We start from the raw sequence: 21,368 nt of genomic DNA on the forward strand, positions 1-21,368 counted from the left end.
CACGTTCCTGTTCATTTAACAGCCGGCAGGTCCAGCATCATAACTCAGCGGAGATATTAAAGCATTTCAGAACATGTTTGTGATGACTTAAATCCTCCCCCCGAAACATCGGGTACCTCCTTTTTGAAAATCGTCTTCTGCCTGCAGCTATGCAAAACTCAAAAGGAGGACATCTGAACTATATCTGTGTCGCGATTCTGTTCATTTAACAGCCGGCAGGTCCAGCATCATAGCTCACCAAAAATATTATGCATTTCAGAACATGCTTGTGTTGACTTAAATCCTCCCCCCGATACATCGGGTACCTCCTTTTTGAAAATCGTCTTCAGTCTGCAGCTATGCAAAACGCAAAAGGAGGACATCTGAACTTCATCTGTGTGACGATTCTGTTCATTTAAAAGCCGGCAAGTCCAGCATCATAACTAACCAGAACTATTAAAGCATTTCAGAACATGCTTGTGATGACTTAAATCCTAGCCATGCACCGGATATCCCGACTATTACAGAATCGTTTGCCGTTCGCGACAACGTAATTCACCATGTATTCTGCAATAATGAACTGCCCACTAAACACTGGCTGTTCTTCATTGATTGTAGTTTTTTCATTAAATTGGCAGGTCAGGAACAGAAAACGCACGTTGTTGCCATGCCACATTTATTTACCAATCGTCCCCGACAACACAATATATTCAGCAATGCGCCGGCAGGTTCTGTGCATTTCAGCTGGGAATCCTTTAATTCGGTACTTTATCTGCTGGGCGGACTAACCTTTGTTACCGGCAGTATATTTTTTCTGCCTCAATATGATCAGAATCCGGACACCGGGGCATGGATTTTTTTTGGAGGCTCACTGGTTTATCTGTTGGTTACCGTGCATGATCTGTTCGAAGCCTCAGCTTATTTACGCAGCAGGCAACATGCATCGTTTTGGGAACGAATCGAATTGTTTGCGGCCATCGTTTACGTTTCCGGAACCATACTCTTTATTGTCGGCAGCCTGTTTTTTCTAAAAGAAACGGATATGGTGGCTGCAGGAAGCTGGTGTTTCATCCTTGGCAGTTTCCTTTTCCTGCTGGGTGCATTTATCAATGTGATTCAGATTATTCAGGCCGGAACCATGTTTACACTGCAACTCATGAATGCCACTGCCATCTGCTTTACGGTAGGCGCTGTTATCTTTTTACTGGCATCAGTGCCCTATTTGTGGACATTCAAACAATCCGCGTTGTCAGAGAAGCTGTACGGCTATATGGCCTGGGAGTATATTACCGGGAGTATATTTTTTCTGGCCGGAGGCATGTTCAATTACTATCGTTCGTATCTTGCCAATAAACATTATAAAAAGATAGAAGCCAAACAACCATTTCACAATAAAGGAAGCAGATAACACCGGGTTGTAACACATCTGATGGGTAACACCGTCTTGTTTATATTAACCGAATTATCTACTTTTAACGTGTAAATCCCCACTTCTGCGCGATTACATATTAACTTAATTCATCGTAGTATAATCTAAAACATGCCGTTATGAAGCCTATCATTACTTTTCTGCTGTCCACTTTCCTGGCCGTTACAGGAATAGCACAAACCAAATCGATTTTGTCCACACCTCCGGTCTCAGAAGCCGCAGCCAAAAGTGTTGGCATGTCAGAGGAAAGGTTAGCCCGCATAGACAGCATGCTCCTTTTTTCCATGAATGAAAAACAGATACCGGGTGCTGTTGCGCTTGTTGCCAGAAACGGGAAAATAGTCTATTACAAAAGCTTTGGAATGGCTGATGCAGAGACCGGACAGCCCTTTGAACGCGATGGAATATTCCGTATTGCCTCCCAAACAAAAGCCATCACATCTACGGCTGTAATGATGCTCTGGGAAGAGGGTAAATTCAGCCTGGATGATCCTGTTTCAAAATACATTCCCGGGTTTAAAAATGCCAGGGTGCTTGAGTCATTTAATGCTTCCGACTCTTCATATACCACCAGGCCTGCCGATAAGCCGATAAGCATACGGCATTTGCTCACTCACACCTCCGGCATAGGATATGGGTTTATTGATAATAATCAGTTTAGAAAGATATATCAGAAAGCCGGCATTATTGATGCGTTTACAACAAAACCGGTGACCATTGAAGAAAATATTAACAAGCTGGCAAAGCTGCCACTGCATCATGACCCGGGTGAGAAATTCACCTACAGCGAAGGACTCGACGTACTGGCTTATTTTATTGAAATTATATCCGGGATGCCGGTGGATCAGTTTTTTAAGGAACGGATTTTTGAACCACTGGGGATGAAGGATACATACTTCTATTTACCGGAATCCAAAGCAGCACGCCTGGTTCCTGTTCAGACGAAGAGGAATGGCGAATGGGTTCGGTTCACGGATACCACCTATTACAACCCTGAATATCCGCGGTCTGGTGCAAGAATGTTTTTTTCAGGTGGTGCCGGACTGTCCAGTACGATTAAGGACTATGCCAGTTTCCTGCAAATGTATTTAAACAAAGGTGAGTTTAACGGCGTACGACTGTTGAGCAGAACCACAGTAGAGGCCATCATGGCCAATCAGGTTGGGGATCTCCTTGGAAATTCCGGTGCGTATTACGGCCTGGCCTTTGGCGTGCTTAATCAGGACGGACAGAACAGGGGCGGAAGAGGCAGTGCCGGCACATTTGACTGGGGCGGTTATTTTAATACACAATATTTTGCTGATCCCAAAGAACAGGTCATTGGCATACTGTTTAAACAAACCCAAAACAGCGGCCCTGACGATACCGGTTGGAAATTCCGTCAACTGGTCGGACAAGCCATAGATGATTAAATATTTAATAATTATAATTAAGGTAAACAGGCACCCATTCTCATGTGTTTAATGAACTCAGGGATGGTTGTGAAGGTGATCCGGTGAAACTGGCAAGGTAAAATTCATGCAATTACCGGTATTCTTAAAGGTTCACCCTGAGCATTTTAATTTGTTCTATTAATCTAAATATTCCAGTTAACAACACCACTCAGATAAAAACATATTCATATGTCAGAGCTTAAAGACCCCGGCAGATGCAGAAACTGCAACAGTGAACTTTACGGAAACTATTGTTCAAACTGCGGGCAGCCACAGGAGTTGAAACGAATAAACGGGCATTATGTCCTTTCCGAGATCGGTAGCGTACTCAGCTTTGAAAAAGGCATTCTGTACACCATTAAAGAACTGATACTTCGTCCCGGTGTCAACATCAGGAAGTTTATAGGCGAAGACCGTAACCGGTTGGTGAAACCCATCGTTTTTATTATTGCCACCTCATTGATCTATACCATTTTTCAACAGCTCTTGCATTTTGAAGACGGTTATGTCAACGTTTCTATGGACGGTGAAACAGCAGCAGGAACAATTTTTGAATGGGTCTCCGCGCACTATGGCTATTCCAACATTTTAATGGCCCTGTTTATCGCTTTATGGATCCGCTTATTCTTCAGGAAATACAAGTACAACTTCTTTGAAATCCTTATCCTCTTATGTTTTATCATGGGTATTGGGATGCTGATCTTTACGCTTTCCGGCATCATGGATACCCTCATACCATTTAAAATAAGGGATAAGGGATACTTTATCGGATTTTTGTATATCACCTGGGGAATCGGACAATTCTTCGATAAAAAGAAAATAATGAATTATGTCAAAGGACTATTCAGTTATTTACTGGGAATGATCACCTTTAGTATCGTTGCCATCGCTTTGGGTTTTTTGATTGATGCCTTAAACAAATAAGGATCAGAGGAAACAATTAACATGTAACCGGATTCAAACCTACATGATGATCGGTTTTCACCAAAGTCTTCTACTTTATAATTCCGATAACGACCGGAAAGGTACCTCCTTTTCAAAACTGGATTTCAGTGCACAGCCTTAAAAACCGGAGAAGGTGGACATCTGAATTACACCGGCAGTCTCCGGTACGAAAAATGGCATTTAAATAGTGCTTCCCCTTAATGTGTGGCTTACGTAATTCAGTTGGAAGACGCTAAATAAATGCCATTAAATATTTCATTCCTTGTACAGGTCCTTACATCAAACCTTATCCAGATAACTTTGACAAACCCAGTCCACCCAGAATAAAGGGCAGGAGTGGTACTGTAATTCCCAGGATAGTGAAAAGAATTCTGACCACAACGGACAGATCCGGCATTTTCCATGCTATGAATAATGCTGCAGGTGGAAAAACAAAAAGGGCTATAAAAAAGGATTTATAGCTGTATCCATATTTTTGAATGAAATCTGAAAATTTACCCATAGCCATGCTGTCATTTTACTTGTCATGACAAATATATAATTATTGTTTGTCATGACAAATAATTATCTTATTTTTGAACAACAATATGCAGATCATTCCATACCGGTGGCTGTATGGATCAACAGGATAAGTTAAGCAATGGATTTTAATCTTGAGAGAATAATAAACCACAGAATTTCGATGCTTTCGTTACTGATGAAGCGCCAGGTTCTGAAAATTATAGCAGATAACAGACTGGATGTTACACCCGAACAGTGGGTTGTTTTATTTTATCTGTGGCAGGAAGACGGACTTTCGATCGGCGAAATTGCCCAAAGGGCCAATAAGGATTTTGCCAACGTGACAAGGATCGTCGATAAGCTGATAAAAATGGAATATGTAACGAAGAAAAAGAGTGCCCTGGACGGACGCAGTTTCCAGGTTTACATTCAGCCCAAAGCAGATCATATTAAAGACAGTATTCAGAATTGCTGGAAACAGGCATCCGATGTGGCGCTGAAAAATATCAGCGAAGCAGAACAGGCACAACTGGACGGAATACTCGCCAAAATAGAGCATAATATATCGAATGATTTAAAATAAACTAAAAACGTCAATTATGTCAAAGCTAACAGAAGAAATGAAGGAAATGATTGGGTCTCAGCAGTGTTTTCATGCTACAGTGAGTAAAGACGGTATGCCCAATAATGCACCAAAGCGCTCAACCCGTGTTTTTAATGATGAAACATTGATTTTCACCGAGGGAACAGGAGGCAGAACCTATCAGAATATTCTGGATGGGTCGAAAGTAGCTGTTGCCGTTGTGAACCGTGATATCATTGATGGTTACCGGTTCATCGGAACACCACAGGTATTAACGGAAGGTGATATTTATGAAAAATCGGCAGAGATGTCGCTCAAAGCCGGCATGCCGAAACCAAAGGCTGTTATCCTGGTAAAAATTGATGAGATTCACAGTTTGAAACCGGGCCCAATGGCCGGTAAAAAGATTGGTTAATCATACCCGGAAAAAAAGATGTATTGGACGCTGGAACCTCCTGCGTCCTTTTTTTATATACAGTGCAGCGCCTGTATTTCAGCACAAGATTTCGACATGCGGCCGTGCCTGGTTTTTATTTCATTTGGGGTGCTCCTCTCCGGCCTCTTTAATTTGTAATTCAAAATTCTGGTTTCTCATCTCCCGCCTACCCTTTAATTCCCAAAAGGGACCCATACCGGTCTTCCTGAAGTTGGGCGTAGTGTCCACACTACGTCCGTAATTCGATAACAGCTTTATAAATCCTCCGTCCTGATTTCACACTGAGCTTGTCGAAATGTCGTAATTCTCATCTCCCGGGAGATTAGTCACCGGGTGAATATAGCAATGCCGGAAGATTCACCCGGTGACTTTACCCCTGTCTGCCATATCCTGTCCCTAAGGGACAAAACAACAATCCCAATCGTCTTTCTACCGATATAATGTCCCTAACTGGACAAGCGCTAAGTTGCCCGATTTATAAGGAATCGAATTCCTGATTTCACACTGAACTTGTCGAAATGTCGTAATTCTCATCTCCCGGGAGGTTAGTCACCGGGTGAATATAGCAATGCCGGAAGATTCACCCGTTGACTTTATACCTGTCTGCCATATCCTGTCCCTAAGGGACAAAACAACAATCCCAATCGTATTTCTACCGATATAATGTCCCTAACGGGACAAGCGCTAAGTTGCCCGAATTATAAGGAATCGAATTCCTGATTTCACACTGAGCTTGTCGAGGTGTCGTATTTCTCATCGCCCGGGAGGTTAGTCACCGGGTGAATATAGCAAAGCCGGAAGATTCACCCGGTGACTTTACCCCTGTCCGCCATATCCTGTCCTTAAGGGACAAAACAACAATCCCAATCGTCTTTTACCGATATAATGTCCCTAACGGGACAAGCGCTAAGTTGCCCGATTTACAAACATACTTTCTTACAGGTATTACAATACCCTCTCCTTTACCCAAAAGTCTTATATCTTATATCTTAAGTCTTATGTCCATCCAAATGTAGCAAGTTCAGTCAGCAAGTTGAAGTTCGGGAATGGGGTGAGTCATTTTACCGCCAGTCACCGGGTGAATATTTCAAAGCCTGCAATAGTTACTAAATCACTATAACAGATCTGCGAAAATCAGCTTAAAACATCTGCGCTCCAAATAGCTATCGGGTCTGCGGGAACACTATAAATTTAAGTTATTTTGCAATCTCCACAATCGCTTTCGCCCAGTCATCGGTATCGTTCAGACTGTGTACCAGGGTGAGTTTTTCGCCGCCGTGTTCCTTGAACAGATGCTGGTATTCTACTTCCAGTTCCACAAAGGTTTCCAGGCAGTCCGCCACAAACGATGGTGCCGTGATTAAGATGTTTTTGGCTCCTTCTTTTGCCTTTTGTTTAATGAGTTCGTCTGTAAAGGGATTCAGCCAGTTTTTGGATAAACGGGACTGAAAACCAACCGAATACCGGTCGCTTTTTAGTCCGGCCGCATTGGCCAGCAAACGCGTAGTCTGGTAGCAGGTGGCTTTGTAGCAGTAAGTACCCTGTTCCGGAAAATTGTTTACGCAGTCGCATTCAGCGCACTGGTATTGCGGATGGATCTTATTGATCTGCCGTTCAGGCAAGCCGTGATAGGAAAAGATGACATGGTCGTATTTCTCCGGTTGGTAAGATGCAATGCGTTTGGAAAAGGCCTCGACAAATGCCGGATGATGGTAATACTGATCTATAAAGCGGATGCCGGGCATAGCCTGCCATTTTTTGGCTTCTGTAAACACCAGGTCGAAGATGGAGCCGGTGGTGGAAGAAGCATATTGCGGGAAGAGCGGAAAGACGATGATCTCGCTAAAGTCCTTATCGTGAATTTCGTTCAGCACTTTGGTCAGGGCCGGTTTGCCATAGCGCATGGCTGCAAATACCTGCACTTCCTCTCCTTTCAGTTTCTGTACCTTCACAGCCAGTTTCATCAGGTTGATGAGCAAAGGTGAGCCTTCGTCGGTCCAAAGGCGCTGGTACAAGCGGGTGGAATTTTTCACACGAAACGGAATGATGATGAGGTTAACCAGCATTTTCTGCAGCAGCCACGGAATATCGATCACCCGGCGGTCGTTCAGAAATTCGGTAAGGTAACGGCGCACGCTGGCCCTGTCCGGGTTGTCCGGCGTTCCCAGGTTTACAATGAGCAGTGCAGTTTTTTTATGTTTCATGATGTGATTGTGTTAAAATCAATATGCATATAGTAAAGATCGTGCATGGACCGGATGTTGTAGAGACGCGATTAATCGCGTCTCTACAACCATCGTTGGGCGTAGTGTCCGCACTACGTCCGTAATTTAATACCGGATCTATTAATAATTGACCACACCTGGTCATATTTTACATCCTTCAAATAAAATCCTCCGTCTTCGGATCCAATGATCCGAAGCCACCTCCTTTATTTCGATACGTCCTGCCAAATCAGGACTACTCAGTAACCCAGGAGGACGCGCTAACAGCTCCAATAATGCAAATTACCAACTGTAATTCAAATGCTAACCCAAGCGCTCAATTCGTAATTTCTAACTCGAAATTCGTAATTATATGCGGCCGTGCCTCGTCTTTATTTCATTTGCGGTCACATTCCCCGGCCTTGATTAAACATTGCATTCAATTCCCGGGGTGGCATTCGCTTCGCTCATTTACCCCGGGCTACCCCCGAAGCATCGGGGTTTGCCCCCGCTGGGGTCATTTTTTTAAGAACACTTTACCGCACCTACCCTTTATTCCCTAAAGGGATCTTCGCGCTGGTCTTCCCCTTTAGGGGACCGAGAGGTAGCTATGGAAAAATCTTTCGTCTAGCGTCTTTAATCAATTCCATCGTTGGGCGTAGTGTCCACGCTACGTCCGTAATTTAATACCGGATCTATTAATAATTGACCACACCTGATCATATTTTACATCCTTCAAATAAAATCCTCCGTCTTCGGATCCAATGATCCGAAGCCACCTCCTTTACTTCGATACGTCCTGCCAAATCAGGACTACTCAGTAACCCAGGAGGACGGGTTCATAGCTCCAATAATGCAAATTACCAACTTTAATTCAAATGCTTACGAAAGTGTAAAATTCGAAATTTTACACAGAGCTTGTCAAAGTGTCCCAATTCGTAATTCCAAATTTGAAATTCGTAATTAATCACACCGTCCACTCAATCCCTTTCTTCAGAAAACCCACAGTTTTTTCCTCTTCCGAGCCGGGTTGCAGCTGAACATTAAAGTCCCAGTCCACCTCGGGTGGCATGCTGACCAGGATGGATTCGATATTGCCCTGGCTGGCCAATCCGAATCTTGTGCCCCGATCGTACATCAGGTTGAACTCCACATAGCGTCCTCTGCGGAGTTTCTGCCACTTTTTCTGTTCAGCACCGAACGGTTTTAAACCATTCTTTGCCATCAGTTCAGCATACATATGCGGATAAAGTTTAGCCAGATCGGAGGTAAATTTTAGCCAGTCATCCAGGTCGTTGTTATGATCAGGCGACTGGTGATCGAAAAATATACCACCGATTCCCCGTGTCTCATCGCGGTGAGGCAGAAAAAAATAGTCGTCTGCCCATTTCTTAAAATCGGGATAATATCGCGGATTATATTTATCGCAGACTGCCTTTATTTCGTTGTGAAACCATGCTGCTTCTTCCGGATCAACATACATGGGGGTAAGATCGATGCCGCCACCGAACCATTCTGCCTTGTCATCCAGGGCAAAATAGCGTACGTTCATGTGAATGGTTGGAACAAAGGGATTGGATGCGTGAATGATGGATGAGATGCCGGTTGCCAGAAATGTTTCGGCTTCCTGATGGAACAGCGATTTCATGGTTTCGGTCACCGGCCCGGTAACATACGAAAAGTTGACCCCGGCTTTTTCAATGATGTTACCACCTTCCATCACACAGGTGAGGCCTGAACCAACTTCCTTCTCCCACGGATGGTCCTCAAAAACACCTTTTCCGTCGGCCTCTTCCAAAACACTGCAGATGTTGTGGTGCAACATCCGGTACACCTCTTTTATCTTTTCACCGTTTTTCAAAGTATGGAGAGTTTAAAAACATTCACCAGTTATAACCCGGATCAGTCTTTAAGGTTCAATGCTAAATTTGTGGCCTGCTTTACGCGGTCGGCCATCCCAATGCCATCGTGTATGTTTCCGGCTAGGATCAGTCCCGGATACTGCTGCTGTACGGTCTCTATTGCTTCCAGACGTTGCGCCGTGCTGGCTTCGTACTGCGGTATGGCATGGTGATACCGGTATATGTTCAAAAGATCCGGTTTTTCACTGCACTGCAGCGTTTCACGTATCTCTTTCAGCACAATTTCTTTAATCTTTTCGTCGGACATATCCACCATTTCGGGTTTGCGCGATCCACCCATAAACAGTGAAATCACAGCGCCACCTTCGGGTGCTCTTCCGGCAAAAATAGACGACGGAAACAGGATGCCCAGGGCATTGCGTTTTTCTTTCGACGGGATCAGGCCACCAAATGCATTCAGTTTGATCCCCTTCCAGGCATTGAATCCGGCAATAGCCTGAACCACTTTGGCATAGCGGGCATTCGCCAGATCCTTCATGGTAGCTGCTTCAACAAAGGGCAACAGGTCCGGCAGGTTATTGCCCGAAACTGTGGTAATCACCTGGTGATATGTCTTTTTCACCTTCTTCCCTTCACCGTTTGTGAATGTGATGGTGTATTTTTCGGTATCCGGCTGTACACTTAAATCCTGACATCCGGTTAGTATGTTGTCCTGTCCGATGGCTTCGGCCAGTGCTTTAATCAGCTCTTTCAGTCCACCTTTAATGGAAAACACCTCGCGGGACACCCTTTTTTCAAGCTCTGTTTTTGGCAGCTTATGTTTTGCCATGGAGCCTTTAATGAAACTGCCGTAATCCTGCTCCAGGCGGTAGAGCTTCGGTAAGGCAAAACGGGTGACCAGTTTGTGCGGATCACCGGCATAAATACCCGAAACAAAGGGATCGACGGCATAATCAAGGTAACTGCGGCCCAGACGGTGCAGCACCATGTCAGCTACCGTTTCATCGGGATTGGTTCCTGGCTTGCGAAACGGTTCACCCAGTATCCTGAATTTATCCAGCATGGAAAACAGCGGTGTGGCTATGGCTGAACCGAGACCGGAAGGCAAGGCATGCCATTTACCGTTTTTCCAGATCCAGCGGTTTTTAGACTCTGCATTCGCCGTCTCCACCTCTATTTTATCTTTCAATTCATCAAACAACAGGACCAGCTCCGGTGAACCAATCACACCCGTACTCGGGCCGGTCTCAAACAAAAATCCATCTTCATTCACACTGTTAATCACACCACCAACACGCTTGTCGCGTTCCAGAACGGTGACGTGCTTACCGTATTTTTTAAGGTAAAAAGCCAGCGTCAGACCGGTCAGTCCGCCGCCAATTACTGCGTATGAAGATTTGCTTTTATCCATGTTATACTGTTTTTGAATATTGCATGGGTTTGCTTTTATAGGCCGGATCAAACAGTACCGCCAGGTTACGGATAAACAGTTTTCCACTTTCGTTCACCTGCAGCCTGTGATCGCCGTATTGAATTAATCCGTCGCTGATCATTTCGGATAAACGCTCTTCCTTAAACCCTGTGATTTCCAGGAATTGATCCGGTGAAATGCCATGCTGTGCTGAAAATGCATTCATGTCAAACGCATCGTTACACATCACCTGCGTAATCACATCGCGAACTATCGCCTCATTATCTGTGAGTTCATATCCTTTCTCAACCGGAAGTTTCCCGTTCTCTATCAATTCTTTGTACTGCTTGATTTCCTTAACGTTCTGCGTGTAGCCATTCTCCAGCTGACTGATGGCCGACACACCGAAGGCATAAACCTGTCCTGTAGTCCGTTTGGTACAGTAACCCTGAAAATTGCGGTGCAGCATGTTATTTTCAAGTGCTGTATTCAGCTCATCTTCTGGCAATACATAATGATCCAGACCGATAGCCTTGTAACCGGCTTCCAGCAAAATATCCCGTGAACCCAGAAACATATCCATCTTTTCACCGGGTCCCGGCAGGCCCTTTTTCTCCAGGATCTGCTGATGTTTTTTCATCCATGGCACGTGCGCATACGAAAATGTGACCAGGCGATCCGGACGAATAGCCGCTGCTTTTCTGATGGTTTCAGTAAAGCTTTCCACAGTTTGTCCCGGCAGGCCGTAAATAAAATCCAGGTTAACCGAAATTCCGGGAGACAGCGACTTGATATATGTCACCAAATCCTCTACCGGAACAGCCGATGGCTGACGGTTCACCGTCTTCAATACCTCGGTATCAAAATCCTGAATACCCAGACTGAACCGGTTAAAACCTGCCGCTACCAGCTTTTGTATGTAGCTATTGTCGAGGTATGCCGGATTACATTCAATGGCAATTTCCGGTTTTTCAATGGTTTGAAACTGCCTCAGCAGCTTACCGGTTATCGCAGTGAGGTAACTTACGTCAACCGCATTGGGCGTACCACCGCCAAAATGGATCTGTGAGATTTTACGGTTTTTATCCAGCCGTGCAATAATGTTGTCTATCTCCTTGTGAAGCGTCGTGAAATAGTCATCCACGGCATCATCGTTCCGGATGGTACAGGCGTTACAGCCGCAGTAAAAACAGATTTTTTTACAAAACGGCACGTGAATATAAAAGGCAATAAGGTTACTTTTATCGGCATCCGACTGCTCAATCATTTTAACATATTCCGTTTCGCCCACCGCATCGTTAAAAAAGTTTGCCGGGGGATAGCTGGTATAGCGTGGTACCGGTGCGTTATATTTTTCAATTAATTCACTTATCTCTTTCATCTTCTATCTCCTCCAGTCTGCATTGCGCAGCCAGTCTGTCATAAATTTTATCTTCTCATACGGTATTCCCGGAATAAACCCATGCCCCAGGTTACAAATCCAGTTCTGGTTCTCCCTTCCAAATAGCACATATTCTTCCAGCACCTTCACTATTTCGTCCTCACTGCCAAACAACATGCGCGGATCAATGTTCCCTTGCAATCCAATTTCAGGATGAACCAGTTCGCGTGCCGTTTTAATCGGCGTCTGCCAGTCGATGCCCAGAAAATCGCAATAATCCGGGGTAATCTCTTTTATGCCTGATCCCACATCTTTAGGGAAAAAGATGAACGGAATGTTCAGCTGCCTAAGTTCTGCTGCCACCTCCCTGACCATGGGTAAGAACAGCTCCTTATACAGGTTGAACGGTATCAGGCCGGCATGCGTCTCAAACAGCTGAAACGCACTGATGCCATGTTTTACCTGGTTGCGGGCATAAATTATGGTGAGATCTTTTATGGCGTCCACCAGCTTTTTTGTGGTGGCTTTATTTTCATAAATGAATTTTACCGCACTGGCAAAACCGGTCTTGCTGCTCAGCCCTTCCAGCATATAACATAAAACCGTCAACGGACCGCCACAAAACCCGATCAGCGGAATTGATGCCGGTTTGGTTTCTATGATCTGATCAATGGCATTGTAGATGTACTGCAACTTATCCGGATCGGGATGCAATGCTGCCAGCGGATCTGCTTTTTGGATCAGTGCTTCATCAAACTGCGGCCCGTCATCTGTAAAGTCCAGTCCCATCCCCATGGCATACGGGATCACCAGGATATCGGAGAACAGGATGGCTGCATCCACTTTCAGGTCTTCTACCGGTAACAGTGTGACTTTTGCCGCCAGTTCCGGGTCTTTCATCATCTGCCAGAACGAATATTTCTCTTTTAATGCCAGGTAGGACGGTAAAACACGGCCTGCCTGCCGCATGAACCAGATTGGCGGACGTTCGGTAGATTCTCCCTGAAGTGTTTTCAGCAACAATGGTTTATCCATATATCTTATTTTTTCAGGCCTTTCAAAACCTCAAAATTCTTTTTTATTGTCATCTCAATATCCTCATCACTGTGCGCCATAGACACAAAAACGGCCTCAAACTGCGATGGAGCATAATAGATGCCCTGCTGCAGTGATCCGTTAAAATAGTCCGCAAACAGACTGGTATCACAGGTCTGCACGTCGGCAAATGAGCTCACCACCTCATTGCGTGTAAAAAACACGGTAAACATGGAACCTACCCTGTTGATAACCGCCGGAATTCCAAGTTCTGTAAGGTTGTTCCTGAAACCGGTCACCAGACGATCGGATTTTTTCTCCAGTTCGTCATACAGCTCGGGCCTGTCGTTGAGTGTTTTCAGCGTGACATATCCGGCCGTCATGGCCAGCGGATTTCCCGACAGTGTTCCGGCCTGATAAACAGGACCTACAGGTGCCAGTTGCTCCATGATCTCACGTTTTCCACCGTAGGCGCCTACAGGCAGACCACCACCGATAATTTTACCATAAGTGGTCAAATCCGGTGTTATATCGCACAGGCCCTGCGCACCTCTACGTGACAGGCGGAATCCGGTCATCACCTCATCGAAAATCAGCACAGAACCATGGTCTGTACAAAGTTTTCTCAAGCCTTCCACAAACGATCGCTTAGGCCTGATCACGCCCATGTTACCCGTGACAGGTTCAAGGATAACAGCAGCAATGTCTTTTCCTTTTTCAGCAAATACCTTTTCCACAGCTTCCAGATCGTTGTAGGCTGCCATCAGGGTATCGCGTGCTGTTCCGGGCGTAATACCAGGTGAATCGGGCGTTCCCAGCGTCAGCGCTCCTGAACCCGCTTTAATCAGAAAACTGTCGCCGTGACCGTGATAACAGCCCTCGAATTTTAATACGAGGTTACGTCCGGTATAGCCACGGGCCAGGCGCAGGGCACTCATGGTAGCCTCGGTTCCGGAATTAACCATCCGGATCATCTCCACCGACGGCACCATATTTTTAATCAGTTCGGCCATGCTGGTCTCGATTTCTGTCGGAGCGCCATAACTTGTACCGCGCATCGCAGCTTCCTTCACCGCCTCAATGACCGGTTCATAGGCATGACCCAGTATCATCGGGCCCCACGATCCCACATAATCAATGTAGGTGTTACCATCGATATCCGTGATTTTGGATCCTTTGGCATTGCTTATAAATACCGGATTGCTTTTTACGCTTTTAAAGGCCCTTGCCGGTGAATTGACACCGCCCGGCATGGCTTTCTGAGCCTTTTCAAATGCTGTTATACTTTTGTCAAATTGCATTGTTTTCAGTTTTTTCGTCGGATTGAATTACAGTTTCTCAATGATGTCCTGTGTAAAGTAGGATATGATGATGTCGGCACCTGCCCGTTTAATGGAGGTCAGCATCTCCATGGTCAGCTTTTCCTCATCTATCCAACCATTGGCTGCCGCTGCTTTGACCATGGAAAATTCACCGCTCACATTATAGGCTGCCAAAGGCAGGTTGAAATTATTTTTAACATCGCGGATAATATCGAGGTAGGACAATGCCGGCTTAACCATCAGGATATCAGCGCCCTCTATCACATCCTGTTCCGCTTCACGCAGGGCTTCCATGCGATTGGCAGGATCCATCTGATAGGTTTTGCGGTCACCGAATTTCGGTGCACTTTCGGCAGCATCCCTGAACGGACCATAGTAGGCCGATGCAAACTTAACGGAATACGACATGATGGGTGTATTCTGAAAATCCGCTGCATCCAGCGCTTCACGGATGGCTTTTACCCGGCCGTCCATCATATCACTTGGGGCCACCATATCCACACCGGCTTTTACCAGCGATACGGATTGTTTCGCCAGGGTCACCAGGGTGGAATCGTTATCCACATCACCATCTATCAGGGTACCACAGTGCCCGTGTGTTGTGTATTCACAGTTGCAGATATCAGCCACCACATATAGGTCAGGCACTGCTTTTTTAATGGCATAAACGGCTTGTTGTACAATGCCGTGATCATGACAGGCTACCTCACCGGTTTCATCCTTATGCTCAGGAATACCAAACAGCAAAACAGATTTTACCCCTTTATCATACAATTCCTTACATCTTTCAGTCAGCACATCAACCGACATCTGGTAATTGCCCGGCATGGATGCAATTTCGTTCTTTACGTTTTTGCCATACCTCACAAACAGAGGCATGATCAGATCATCCCGGGTAAGTTTGGTTTCGCGTACCAAATCTCTTATCACCGGTGTTTTTCTTAATCTTCTCAATCGTGTTACAGGAAATGCCATGATTTTATTGTTTTTTGTGTTCGTTGTATGTAATGCTTTCTTCAATCAGTGTTTCAGATTTGGGTTCAGAGGCAATCACCAGCGGTTCTATGCCGTGCGACCTGCAGGCTTTGGCTGTCACCTTTCCAATACAGGCTGCTCTGACCTTTTTCATCTCAATATCTTCTTTAAACAGTGTCGCAAAATGATGCACCGCCGAAGGGCTGTAAAACAGGATCAGTTTATAATGCCCCTGAATAACCCGCTCCTTTATACGGCTGTCTGTAAAATCCGTCGATATGGTGTTGTACAGATCCAACCGTGTCACGCTGCAGAACCCATCGAGTTCATCCGTAAACTTTTGGTCAGCCAGCTTTCCGGTTGACCACAAAACCTTGTCGTTCGTATGTAATACCTGTTGCTTCAGTTGTTTTGCGAACTGAACAGAATCCTTAGTGTTACTGATAAAGTCCGGTTCTGTGCCGTATTCCTTCAGTGCCTCCGCAGTTTTATCACCGATCACGGCCGTTTTAAGCCCTGAGGGCAAAGCCGTTTTCAGGCGATCAAAAAAGTATTTCACCCCGTTAGAACTTGTGAAAACAAGCCATGAATACGACTGCAGCTGATCCGGAATGATGCCGGCACCCTGGTCCGGTTCAACCGGTACCGTTTGGATCAACGGCAATTCCAGCAATTCATAACCGGAACCGGAAAGCAATGGTTTCAGGGCTTCTGAATTTCCTTCAGCCCGTGTGGAGATAAAGACCTTCTCTCCTGCTTTAGTGCTTACACTATGTACAGATGAACGCTTATCCATTCACTCTTATTTCGTCCAGAATATCTTTACCACCCCTTTCGATGAGTTTTTCTGCCAGCTCAATTCCCAGGTTCTCAGCCTGTGCTGCGTCTCCGGAGAGAACTTCCGAAATATACCTGGAACCATCCACCGATGCAACAAAGCCTTTCAGGGTTAACCGGCCTTCTTTTAGTTCGGTGTAACACCCCACAGGAACCTGGCAACCACCCTCCAGGGTACGCATAAATGCGCGCTCCGCAGTGATGGATATCCATGTGTCTTCGTTGCTTATTTGCTGCATAACGGCATCCAGTTCGGGTCTTCCGGTGACCGTCTCCACGCCGATGGCTCCCTGGCTCACGGCCGGAATCATAATATCGGGAGAAATAATTTCCGACACATGCTTTTCCAGTCCGAGGCGCTTCAGTCCGGTATAGGCCATAATCATGGCATCGCAGTAACCGTCTTCCATCTTTTTGAGCCTTGTATTTACATTCCCCCTGATATCGACAATGGTAATATTTTTATTGTAATTCAGTAGTCCCGCCCTGCGTCTCAGACTTGATGTTGCAACGCGGTCTTCCGGAGTTAAATCTTTTAGTTTTTTGCCGGTAAAACTCACCAGGGCATCGTTAATGTCACCCCGTTCGCTTACGGCTGCCAGTTTCAGACCTTCGGGCAGCTGTGTCGGCATATCCTTCAGGCTATGCACGGCAATATCGATTGTACCGTTGATCAGTTCAACCTCCAGCTCCTTTGTAAAAAGCCCTTTATCGCCAATTTTTGATAACGAAACATCGAGTATTTTATCCCCTTTGGTCTTAATAATCTTAATTTCAACAAGTAACTCAGGAAAGTTTTTTGACAGGATATCCTTCATATAGTTAGCCTGGTAAAGCGCCAGCTGACTTCCCCGTGTACCTATAACCAGTTTTTCAAGTTGCATAAACAAATGCCTTAATCATTAAATAAAAATAAAGACTGAACTTTCTCTATGATGCTGTCATCCTTTTCATTTGTTGATAAGGCTTTCAACTGCTTGATCACGTTCCTGGCATATTTCTGAGCCAGACGTTCGCCATATTCATCCATCAATTTAATTTCGTCATCACCATAAAACTTCCTGGAATTTTCAATCTCATTCTTTTGTATGGTATTGAAATTCCTGGTAATGGAATTGATGACCGGCCTTAACCGTCTGTGCTCAAACCATTCCTTGAATTCTTCGGTCATTTCCCTGATGATCGTGCTGGCCTTATCCAGACTGTCGAAGCGCATTTTATTCGTATAATCCACAGAACTTTGCAGATCATCCACTGAAACCACTTCTGCATTCTGCAATTCTTTTATGCTATCATCAATATTTCTTGGTACTGAAAGGTCGACAAAGACATTCGGTTTCCCATTGATGTATTTTTCCACGTCCGATTTTGTGATCAGATGTGTTTTTGCACTTGTAGCGGTTATCACAATATCGCATTCAGGCAGGTGTTCCTTAAAATTCTCAAAACGGATGGCGTTACCCTTATATAATCTGGCAAATTTTTCTGCGGTTTCATAGGTCCGGTTCACCATAAAAAAGTTCTTAGCACCTTTGTCACTCAGATAGTTCAAGGCGATTTTTCCTGTCTCACCAGTACCAATGAGCAGTATGTTTTTCTGGGATAAGTCTCCTAATCTTTTATGACACCAGTCGATTGCCACATAACTCACCGATGTGGCGCCCTGCTGTATTTTTGTTTTGGTTCTGACTTTCTTACTCGTTTCGAAGGACTTCTGGAATAAGCGCATCAGAATGGCTCCGGTAAGGGCTGCTTTGGTGCTCCTCAGATAACATTCCTTTACCTGGTTTACAATCTGATTCTCTCCTAAAACAAGTGAATCTACTCCTGAAACCACCTCAAACAGATGTTTGATAGCCTCATCGTGTATGTAGACGTAAAATGAGTTATTGAAATCCTGTTTGATCTGTTTGAATTCCTTAAGGATCTCAACGATTTGTTTGATGGTTCTGTTTTTACACGATCTGTCCCGGTAGAAATAGATTTCTGTCCGGTTACAGGTGGATAAAATGACGATCTCTTTGACGTCGGTTTGCTCTATAATAAGTTCAGATAATGGTATCACCTCATCCTCTGCAATATAAAATGACTCGCGAATTTCAATGTTCGCTGTCTTATGGTTTATTCCTAATACACCAATCATGACTTATAGAAATATTAATAAAAAATTGAAAATTCATAAAACCAGCCGGCTAAGCAGTATCACTGCAAGGCATACCGAATAGGTTCATATTCAGTAATCCGGAATTATGAAAAGTAAGGCGGTGGGTTTGGAAACAAAGAATAATCATCAAATGCTTCATCAGTTATGTAGCTTCTGATCTTTGGCGGACTGAAATTACCGGTAAAGGAAGGACATATATAATCTGATGCATTAACATTAATGATCTCTGAAATGGTATTATAAAAATCCGAATAGTGTATGGTATCCTCTGACATCTCCTGTTCAGAAGCATCTATATACAAATTCTTTGCTTCTGCTTCCCTGACCTGAGCTTTGTTGTGCTTATCAACAGATAATGTAATCATAAACGCCGAGTATATCACGGCGATGATGACATATGGTAATAGTGTTGAAAATGCTCCGAAGAAAAACATATCCTTAAAATTGAGTCACAAATTTAGTATTATTTGATTAAAGCACATATAATTCATAACATCAGTTAACCAAATATGTTATAAAATATATATTTTAATATTTAATTAAGATTTTTATCAGTCGGCGGATTGAGATATATCAACAAAGTGATTATTTTCTCTCAAAAAAGGACATTATGACCACTATAATGACCAGAATCATAGACAAGATTCCAAGGTAACCGTCCAGATTATTTTTGAAACTTAAATCAGTGTAGTCGATGAGAAACAAATGAACAATGACGATCACGGTTGCTATGCTTAACAGGATTATTCTGAAGGTTTTCATGAATGCAATAAATTATCCGATACGCTTAAAGATAATAAAAATAAGGTCTGTCTCCAATTCCGTGCCGGGATGAGGAGACGGATATAAAATGCATTTTCCTTTCGGGAACTACGGCCCTCTGTATTATTTACGGTGTAATATGTTCTACCATACTGTCACCCCTACGGGGCGGTTTGGTTGATTGTGAAGCGTGAGAAGGGAATCGTGGATCGTGAGACGTGGATCGTGAGACGTGAAGCGTGAGACGTGAAGCGTGAGGCGTTAATCGTGAGGCGTGAGGAGTTTCGGTTTTAGAATGGAATGCTCAACAACCTTTCAAAGAAATCTTTAACTATTACTCTGCAAAATTCTGCGGAATCAGCGGGAAATTGATGTTCGTGAACCGTTGTTCGTGAGGCGTGGATCGTGAGGCGTGAAACGTTAATCGTGAGACGTGAGACGTTAATCGTGAGGAGTGAGGAGTTTCGGTTTTAGACGGAATGCTCAACAACCATTCAAAGAAATCATTAACTATTACTCTGCGAAAATCTGCGTCATCTGCGGGAAATTGATGTTCGTGAATCGTGAGGCGTGAGACGTCATTCGTGAAGGGTAATTCGAGAGACGTGAATCGTGAATCGTGAGTCGTGGATCGTGAGACGTGAAGCGTGAGGCGTGAGGCGTTTATCGTGAGGCGTGAGTTGTTACTCCGATACATTCCGATTTGTAATCGAAACACTCAGCAACCGGATTGGTAATTTTCAATAAAGCTGTAATATCACCAATTGAAAAATTTCAACAAAAAAATGGAAATTCTCCAATCAGCATTCATTGTACTTTAACATTTACCGGTTTTACTTTGTACCCGAAACTAATCTGTAAAAAAATGAGTATCCTGTCAACTTGTAAAAAATCAAAAAAGAAGCTTTTTAAAACCTGGTTTTTGAATCTGAAACTAAGATGGTAAACCTCCGTATTATTAATTAAGACAAATCTCTTGTATTGCAGACAATAATACTTTTTCCTGATTCTCATAGGTCCTCGTAATACTCAAAGGCATCTATTATATCCAGGTAAACACCATCAAATCCGGCAGCCATTATCCTATCCAGATAGGCATCATTGTTACCGTAAATAAGACTCTGCCATTCCGGATCCCAGTACCAAACCTTGTAGTTCCCTTCCCAGTCCGGGTTCTCCTTATAGAGCCATTCCGGTTGATTTTTGAGCCATATCGTATTCCAGTAGTACCTGTAATCTTCGGCCTCCCCAATGCTCATATAACATATTACGAGACGCTTACCCCCATTCTTCTTTAGTTTCAGTCCGGCGATTTCCTGCGCAGTAAACGCCACGTTATCATGAAATAAATCGATGATGATCAGATCGTAATCTGTTGCAGATACGGCATGGATAAATTCCTGTTTGGTATTATACTTTTCACCGTTAATCAGGTATAAAAAGTTTTTAGCATCAGCCACTGTTTGAATATCATCGTTGTTAACACTATACGGCACAGCCGGATATCCCGGAATGTCGTTTAAATCGCGGTTATCAGCAGCAAAGGAAATGAACCCATTTGTATTGTTCCTGGCATAGGAATCATCCATTTTAATATGCGTTGAGCAATAATCTGTTACTAAAACCTCCACGCTATTCTGCTCATATAACAGACAATAGTCCAGCATATACTGCATCTCGGAAGCTGGTGTAGCTTCTTCGTCCCGGTTATAGCCATAAAACAGATCTTCCCGGCCAACAGCATTGATGGCCGCCAGATAAGCGGATTCCAAAGTCCCATCTGTCTCACCGTTATTTGTAACGAGTTCCTGACCGTTCTGTGGAATAACAATAAAACCAGGCTCAGTATTCCGTGCATAATCAGAAATACCGATCACAAAATCCCGCATCTCCTGCCTGTAATCTATATTATCCGGAAGGTTATTTTTTTCACAGGAGACCAAAAGAGGCAGAGTAGCACAAATGACACTTATGTAGGCTTTCCTTATCATAGAAACATGCATTGATAAAAACATATACGATGTAATAACAACAAAAAAAGGTACAGGTTTAGTGATCACCCTCAGGAAGCCGATTTTATGCTTCATCACAAGGTATATTGGCATGGAA

Annotated in this window: 18 protein-coding genes; 5 read left to right on the forward strand and 13 right to left on the reverse strand. The window is 44.2% G+C overall.

What is annotated here, in order from left to right; all coding sequences use genetic code 11:
* Nucleotides 1-646: 646 nt before the first annotated feature.
* The 3 genes from ACE1EF_RS12660 (at nt 647) to ACE1EF_RS12670 (ending at nt 3,765) form a co-directional block, all read left to right on the forward strand.
* On the forward strand, nt 647-1,387 hold the full coding sequence (locus ACE1EF_RS12660) for a YrhK family protein (protein WP_375721040.1): 741 nt from the start codon (nt 647-649) through the stop codon (nt 1,385-1,387).
* A gap of 140 nt (nt 1,388-1,527) precedes the next feature.
* On the forward strand, nt 1,528-2,820 hold the full coding sequence (locus tag ACE1EF_RS12665; protein ID WP_375721041.1) for a serine hydrolase domain-containing protein: 1,293 nt from the start codon (nt 1,528-1,530) through the stop codon (nt 2,818-2,820).
* A gap of 210 nt (nt 2,821-3,030) precedes the next feature.
* On the forward strand, nt 3,031-3,765 hold the full coding sequence (locus ACE1EF_RS12670) for a DUF3667 domain-containing protein (protein ID WP_375721042.1): 735 nt from the start codon (nt 3,031-3,033) through the stop codon (nt 3,763-3,765).
* 307 nt (nt 3,766-4,072) lie between these two features.
* Here ACE1EF_RS12670 and ACE1EF_RS12675 read toward each other — a convergent pair whose 3' ends face one another.
* Nucleotides 4,073-4,288 (reverse strand): hypothetical protein, encoded by a 216-nt coding sequence (locus ACE1EF_RS12675; RefSeq protein ID WP_375721043.1) that lies wholly within the window; start codon nt 4,286-4,288, stop codon nt 4,073-4,075.
* 138 nt (nt 4,289-4,426) lie between these two features.
* Here ACE1EF_RS12675 and ACE1EF_RS12680 point away from each other — a divergent pair, with 138 nt between their 5' ends.
* Nucleotides 4,427-4,870 carry a MarR family winged helix-turn-helix transcriptional regulator gene (locus tag ACE1EF_RS12680; RefSeq protein ID WP_375721044.1) on the forward strand — a complete coding sequence of 148 codons (444 nt, stop codon included), beginning with the start codon at nt 4,427-4,429 and terminating at the stop codon, nt 4,868-4,870.
* 16 nt (nt 4,871-4,886) lie between these two features.
* Entirely contained in the window at nt 4,887-5,285 is a 399-nt protein-coding gene (locus tag ACE1EF_RS12685; RefSeq protein WP_375721045.1) for a pyridoxamine 5'-phosphate oxidase family protein, read from the forward strand.
* Between the two features lie 1,217 nt (nt 5,286-6,502).
* Here ACE1EF_RS12685 and hemH read toward each other — a convergent pair.
* The 12 genes from hemH to ACE1EF_RS12745 all read right to left on the reverse strand — a co-directional run bounded on the left by hemH (nt 6,503) and on the right by ACE1EF_RS12745 (nt 21,364).
* The gene (hemH, locus tag ACE1EF_RS12690; protein ID WP_375721046.1) at nt 6,503-7,510 is read right to left on the reverse strand and encodes a ferrochelatase; all 1,008 of its coding nucleotides are present in this window, start codon (nt 7,508-7,510) and stop codon (nt 6,503-6,505) included.
* A 967-nt stretch (nt 7,511-8,477) separates the two neighbouring features.
* Nucleotides 8,478-9,371, reverse strand: coding sequence for an oxygen-dependent coproporphyrinogen oxidase (hemF, locus tag ACE1EF_RS12695; RefSeq protein WP_375721047.1), 894 nt, complete (start codon nt 9,369-9,371; stop codon nt 8,478-8,480).
* Nucleotides 9,372-9,412: 41 nt separating this feature from the next.
* On the reverse strand, nt 9,413-10,783 hold the full coding sequence (hemG, locus tag ACE1EF_RS12700) for a protoporphyrinogen oxidase (RefSeq protein ID WP_375721048.1): 1,371 nt from the start codon (nt 10,781-10,783) through the stop codon (nt 9,413-9,415).
* Nucleotide 10,784: 1 nt separating this feature from the next.
* Complete coding sequence (gene hemN, locus ACE1EF_RS12705) at nt 10,785-12,164, reverse strand: oxygen-independent coproporphyrinogen III oxidase (protein ID WP_375721049.1); 1,380 nt, start codon at nt 12,162-12,164, stop codon at nt 10,785-10,787.
* Between the two features lie 3 nt (nt 12,165-12,167).
* Entirely contained in the window at nt 12,168-13,199 is a 1,032-nt protein-coding gene (gene hemE / locus ACE1EF_RS12710) for a uroporphyrinogen decarboxylase (RefSeq protein WP_375721050.1), read from the reverse strand.
* 5 nt (nt 13,200-13,204) lie between these two features.
* Nucleotides 13,205-14,500, reverse strand: a complete 1,296-nt coding sequence (gene hemL / locus ACE1EF_RS12715) for a glutamate-1-semialdehyde 2,1-aminomutase (RefSeq protein WP_375721051.1) — start codon at nt 14,498-14,500, stop codon at nt 13,205-13,207.
* A 27-nt stretch (nt 14,501-14,527) separates the two neighbouring features.
* Nucleotides 14,528-15,496 (reverse strand): porphobilinogen synthase, encoded by a 969-nt coding sequence (gene hemB / locus ACE1EF_RS12720; RefSeq protein WP_375721052.1) that lies wholly within the window; start codon nt 15,494-15,496, stop codon nt 14,528-14,530.
* Between the two features lie 4 nt (nt 15,497-15,500).
* Complete coding sequence (locus tag ACE1EF_RS12725; protein ID WP_375721053.1) at nt 15,501-16,292, reverse strand: uroporphyrinogen-III synthase; 792 nt, start codon at nt 16,290-16,292, stop codon at nt 15,501-15,503.
* Nucleotides 16,285-17,217, reverse strand: coding sequence for a hydroxymethylbilane synthase (gene hemC / locus ACE1EF_RS12730; protein WP_375721054.1), 933 nt, complete (start codon nt 17,215-17,217; stop codon nt 16,285-16,287). Before hemC ends, ACE1EF_RS12725 begins: the two co-directional genes overlap by 8 nt.
* 11 nt (nt 17,218-17,228) lie before the next feature.
* Nucleotides 17,229-18,476, reverse strand: a complete 1,248-nt coding sequence (gene hemA / locus ACE1EF_RS12735) for a glutamyl-tRNA reductase (RefSeq protein ID WP_375721055.1) — start codon at nt 18,474-18,476, stop codon at nt 17,229-17,231.
* A 104-nt stretch (nt 18,477-18,580) separates the two neighbouring features.
* Nucleotides 18,581-18,862, reverse strand: a complete 282-nt coding sequence (locus ACE1EF_RS12740) for a hypothetical protein (RefSeq protein WP_375721056.1) — start codon at nt 18,860-18,862, stop codon at nt 18,581-18,583.
* A 1,407-nt stretch (nt 18,863-20,269) separates the two neighbouring features.
* On the reverse strand, nt 20,270-21,364 hold the full coding sequence (locus ACE1EF_RS12745; protein ID WP_375721057.1) for an endo alpha-1,4 polygalactosaminidase: 1,095 nt from the start codon (nt 21,362-21,364) through the stop codon (nt 20,270-20,272).
* Nucleotides 21,365-21,368 lie beyond the last annotated feature (4 nt).

Source organism: Quyinboa sediminis (genome assembly GCF_042219855.1).
Taxonomy (GTDB): domain Bacteria; phylum Bacteroidota; class Bacteroidia; order Bacteroidales; family UBA5342; genus JBHJHP01.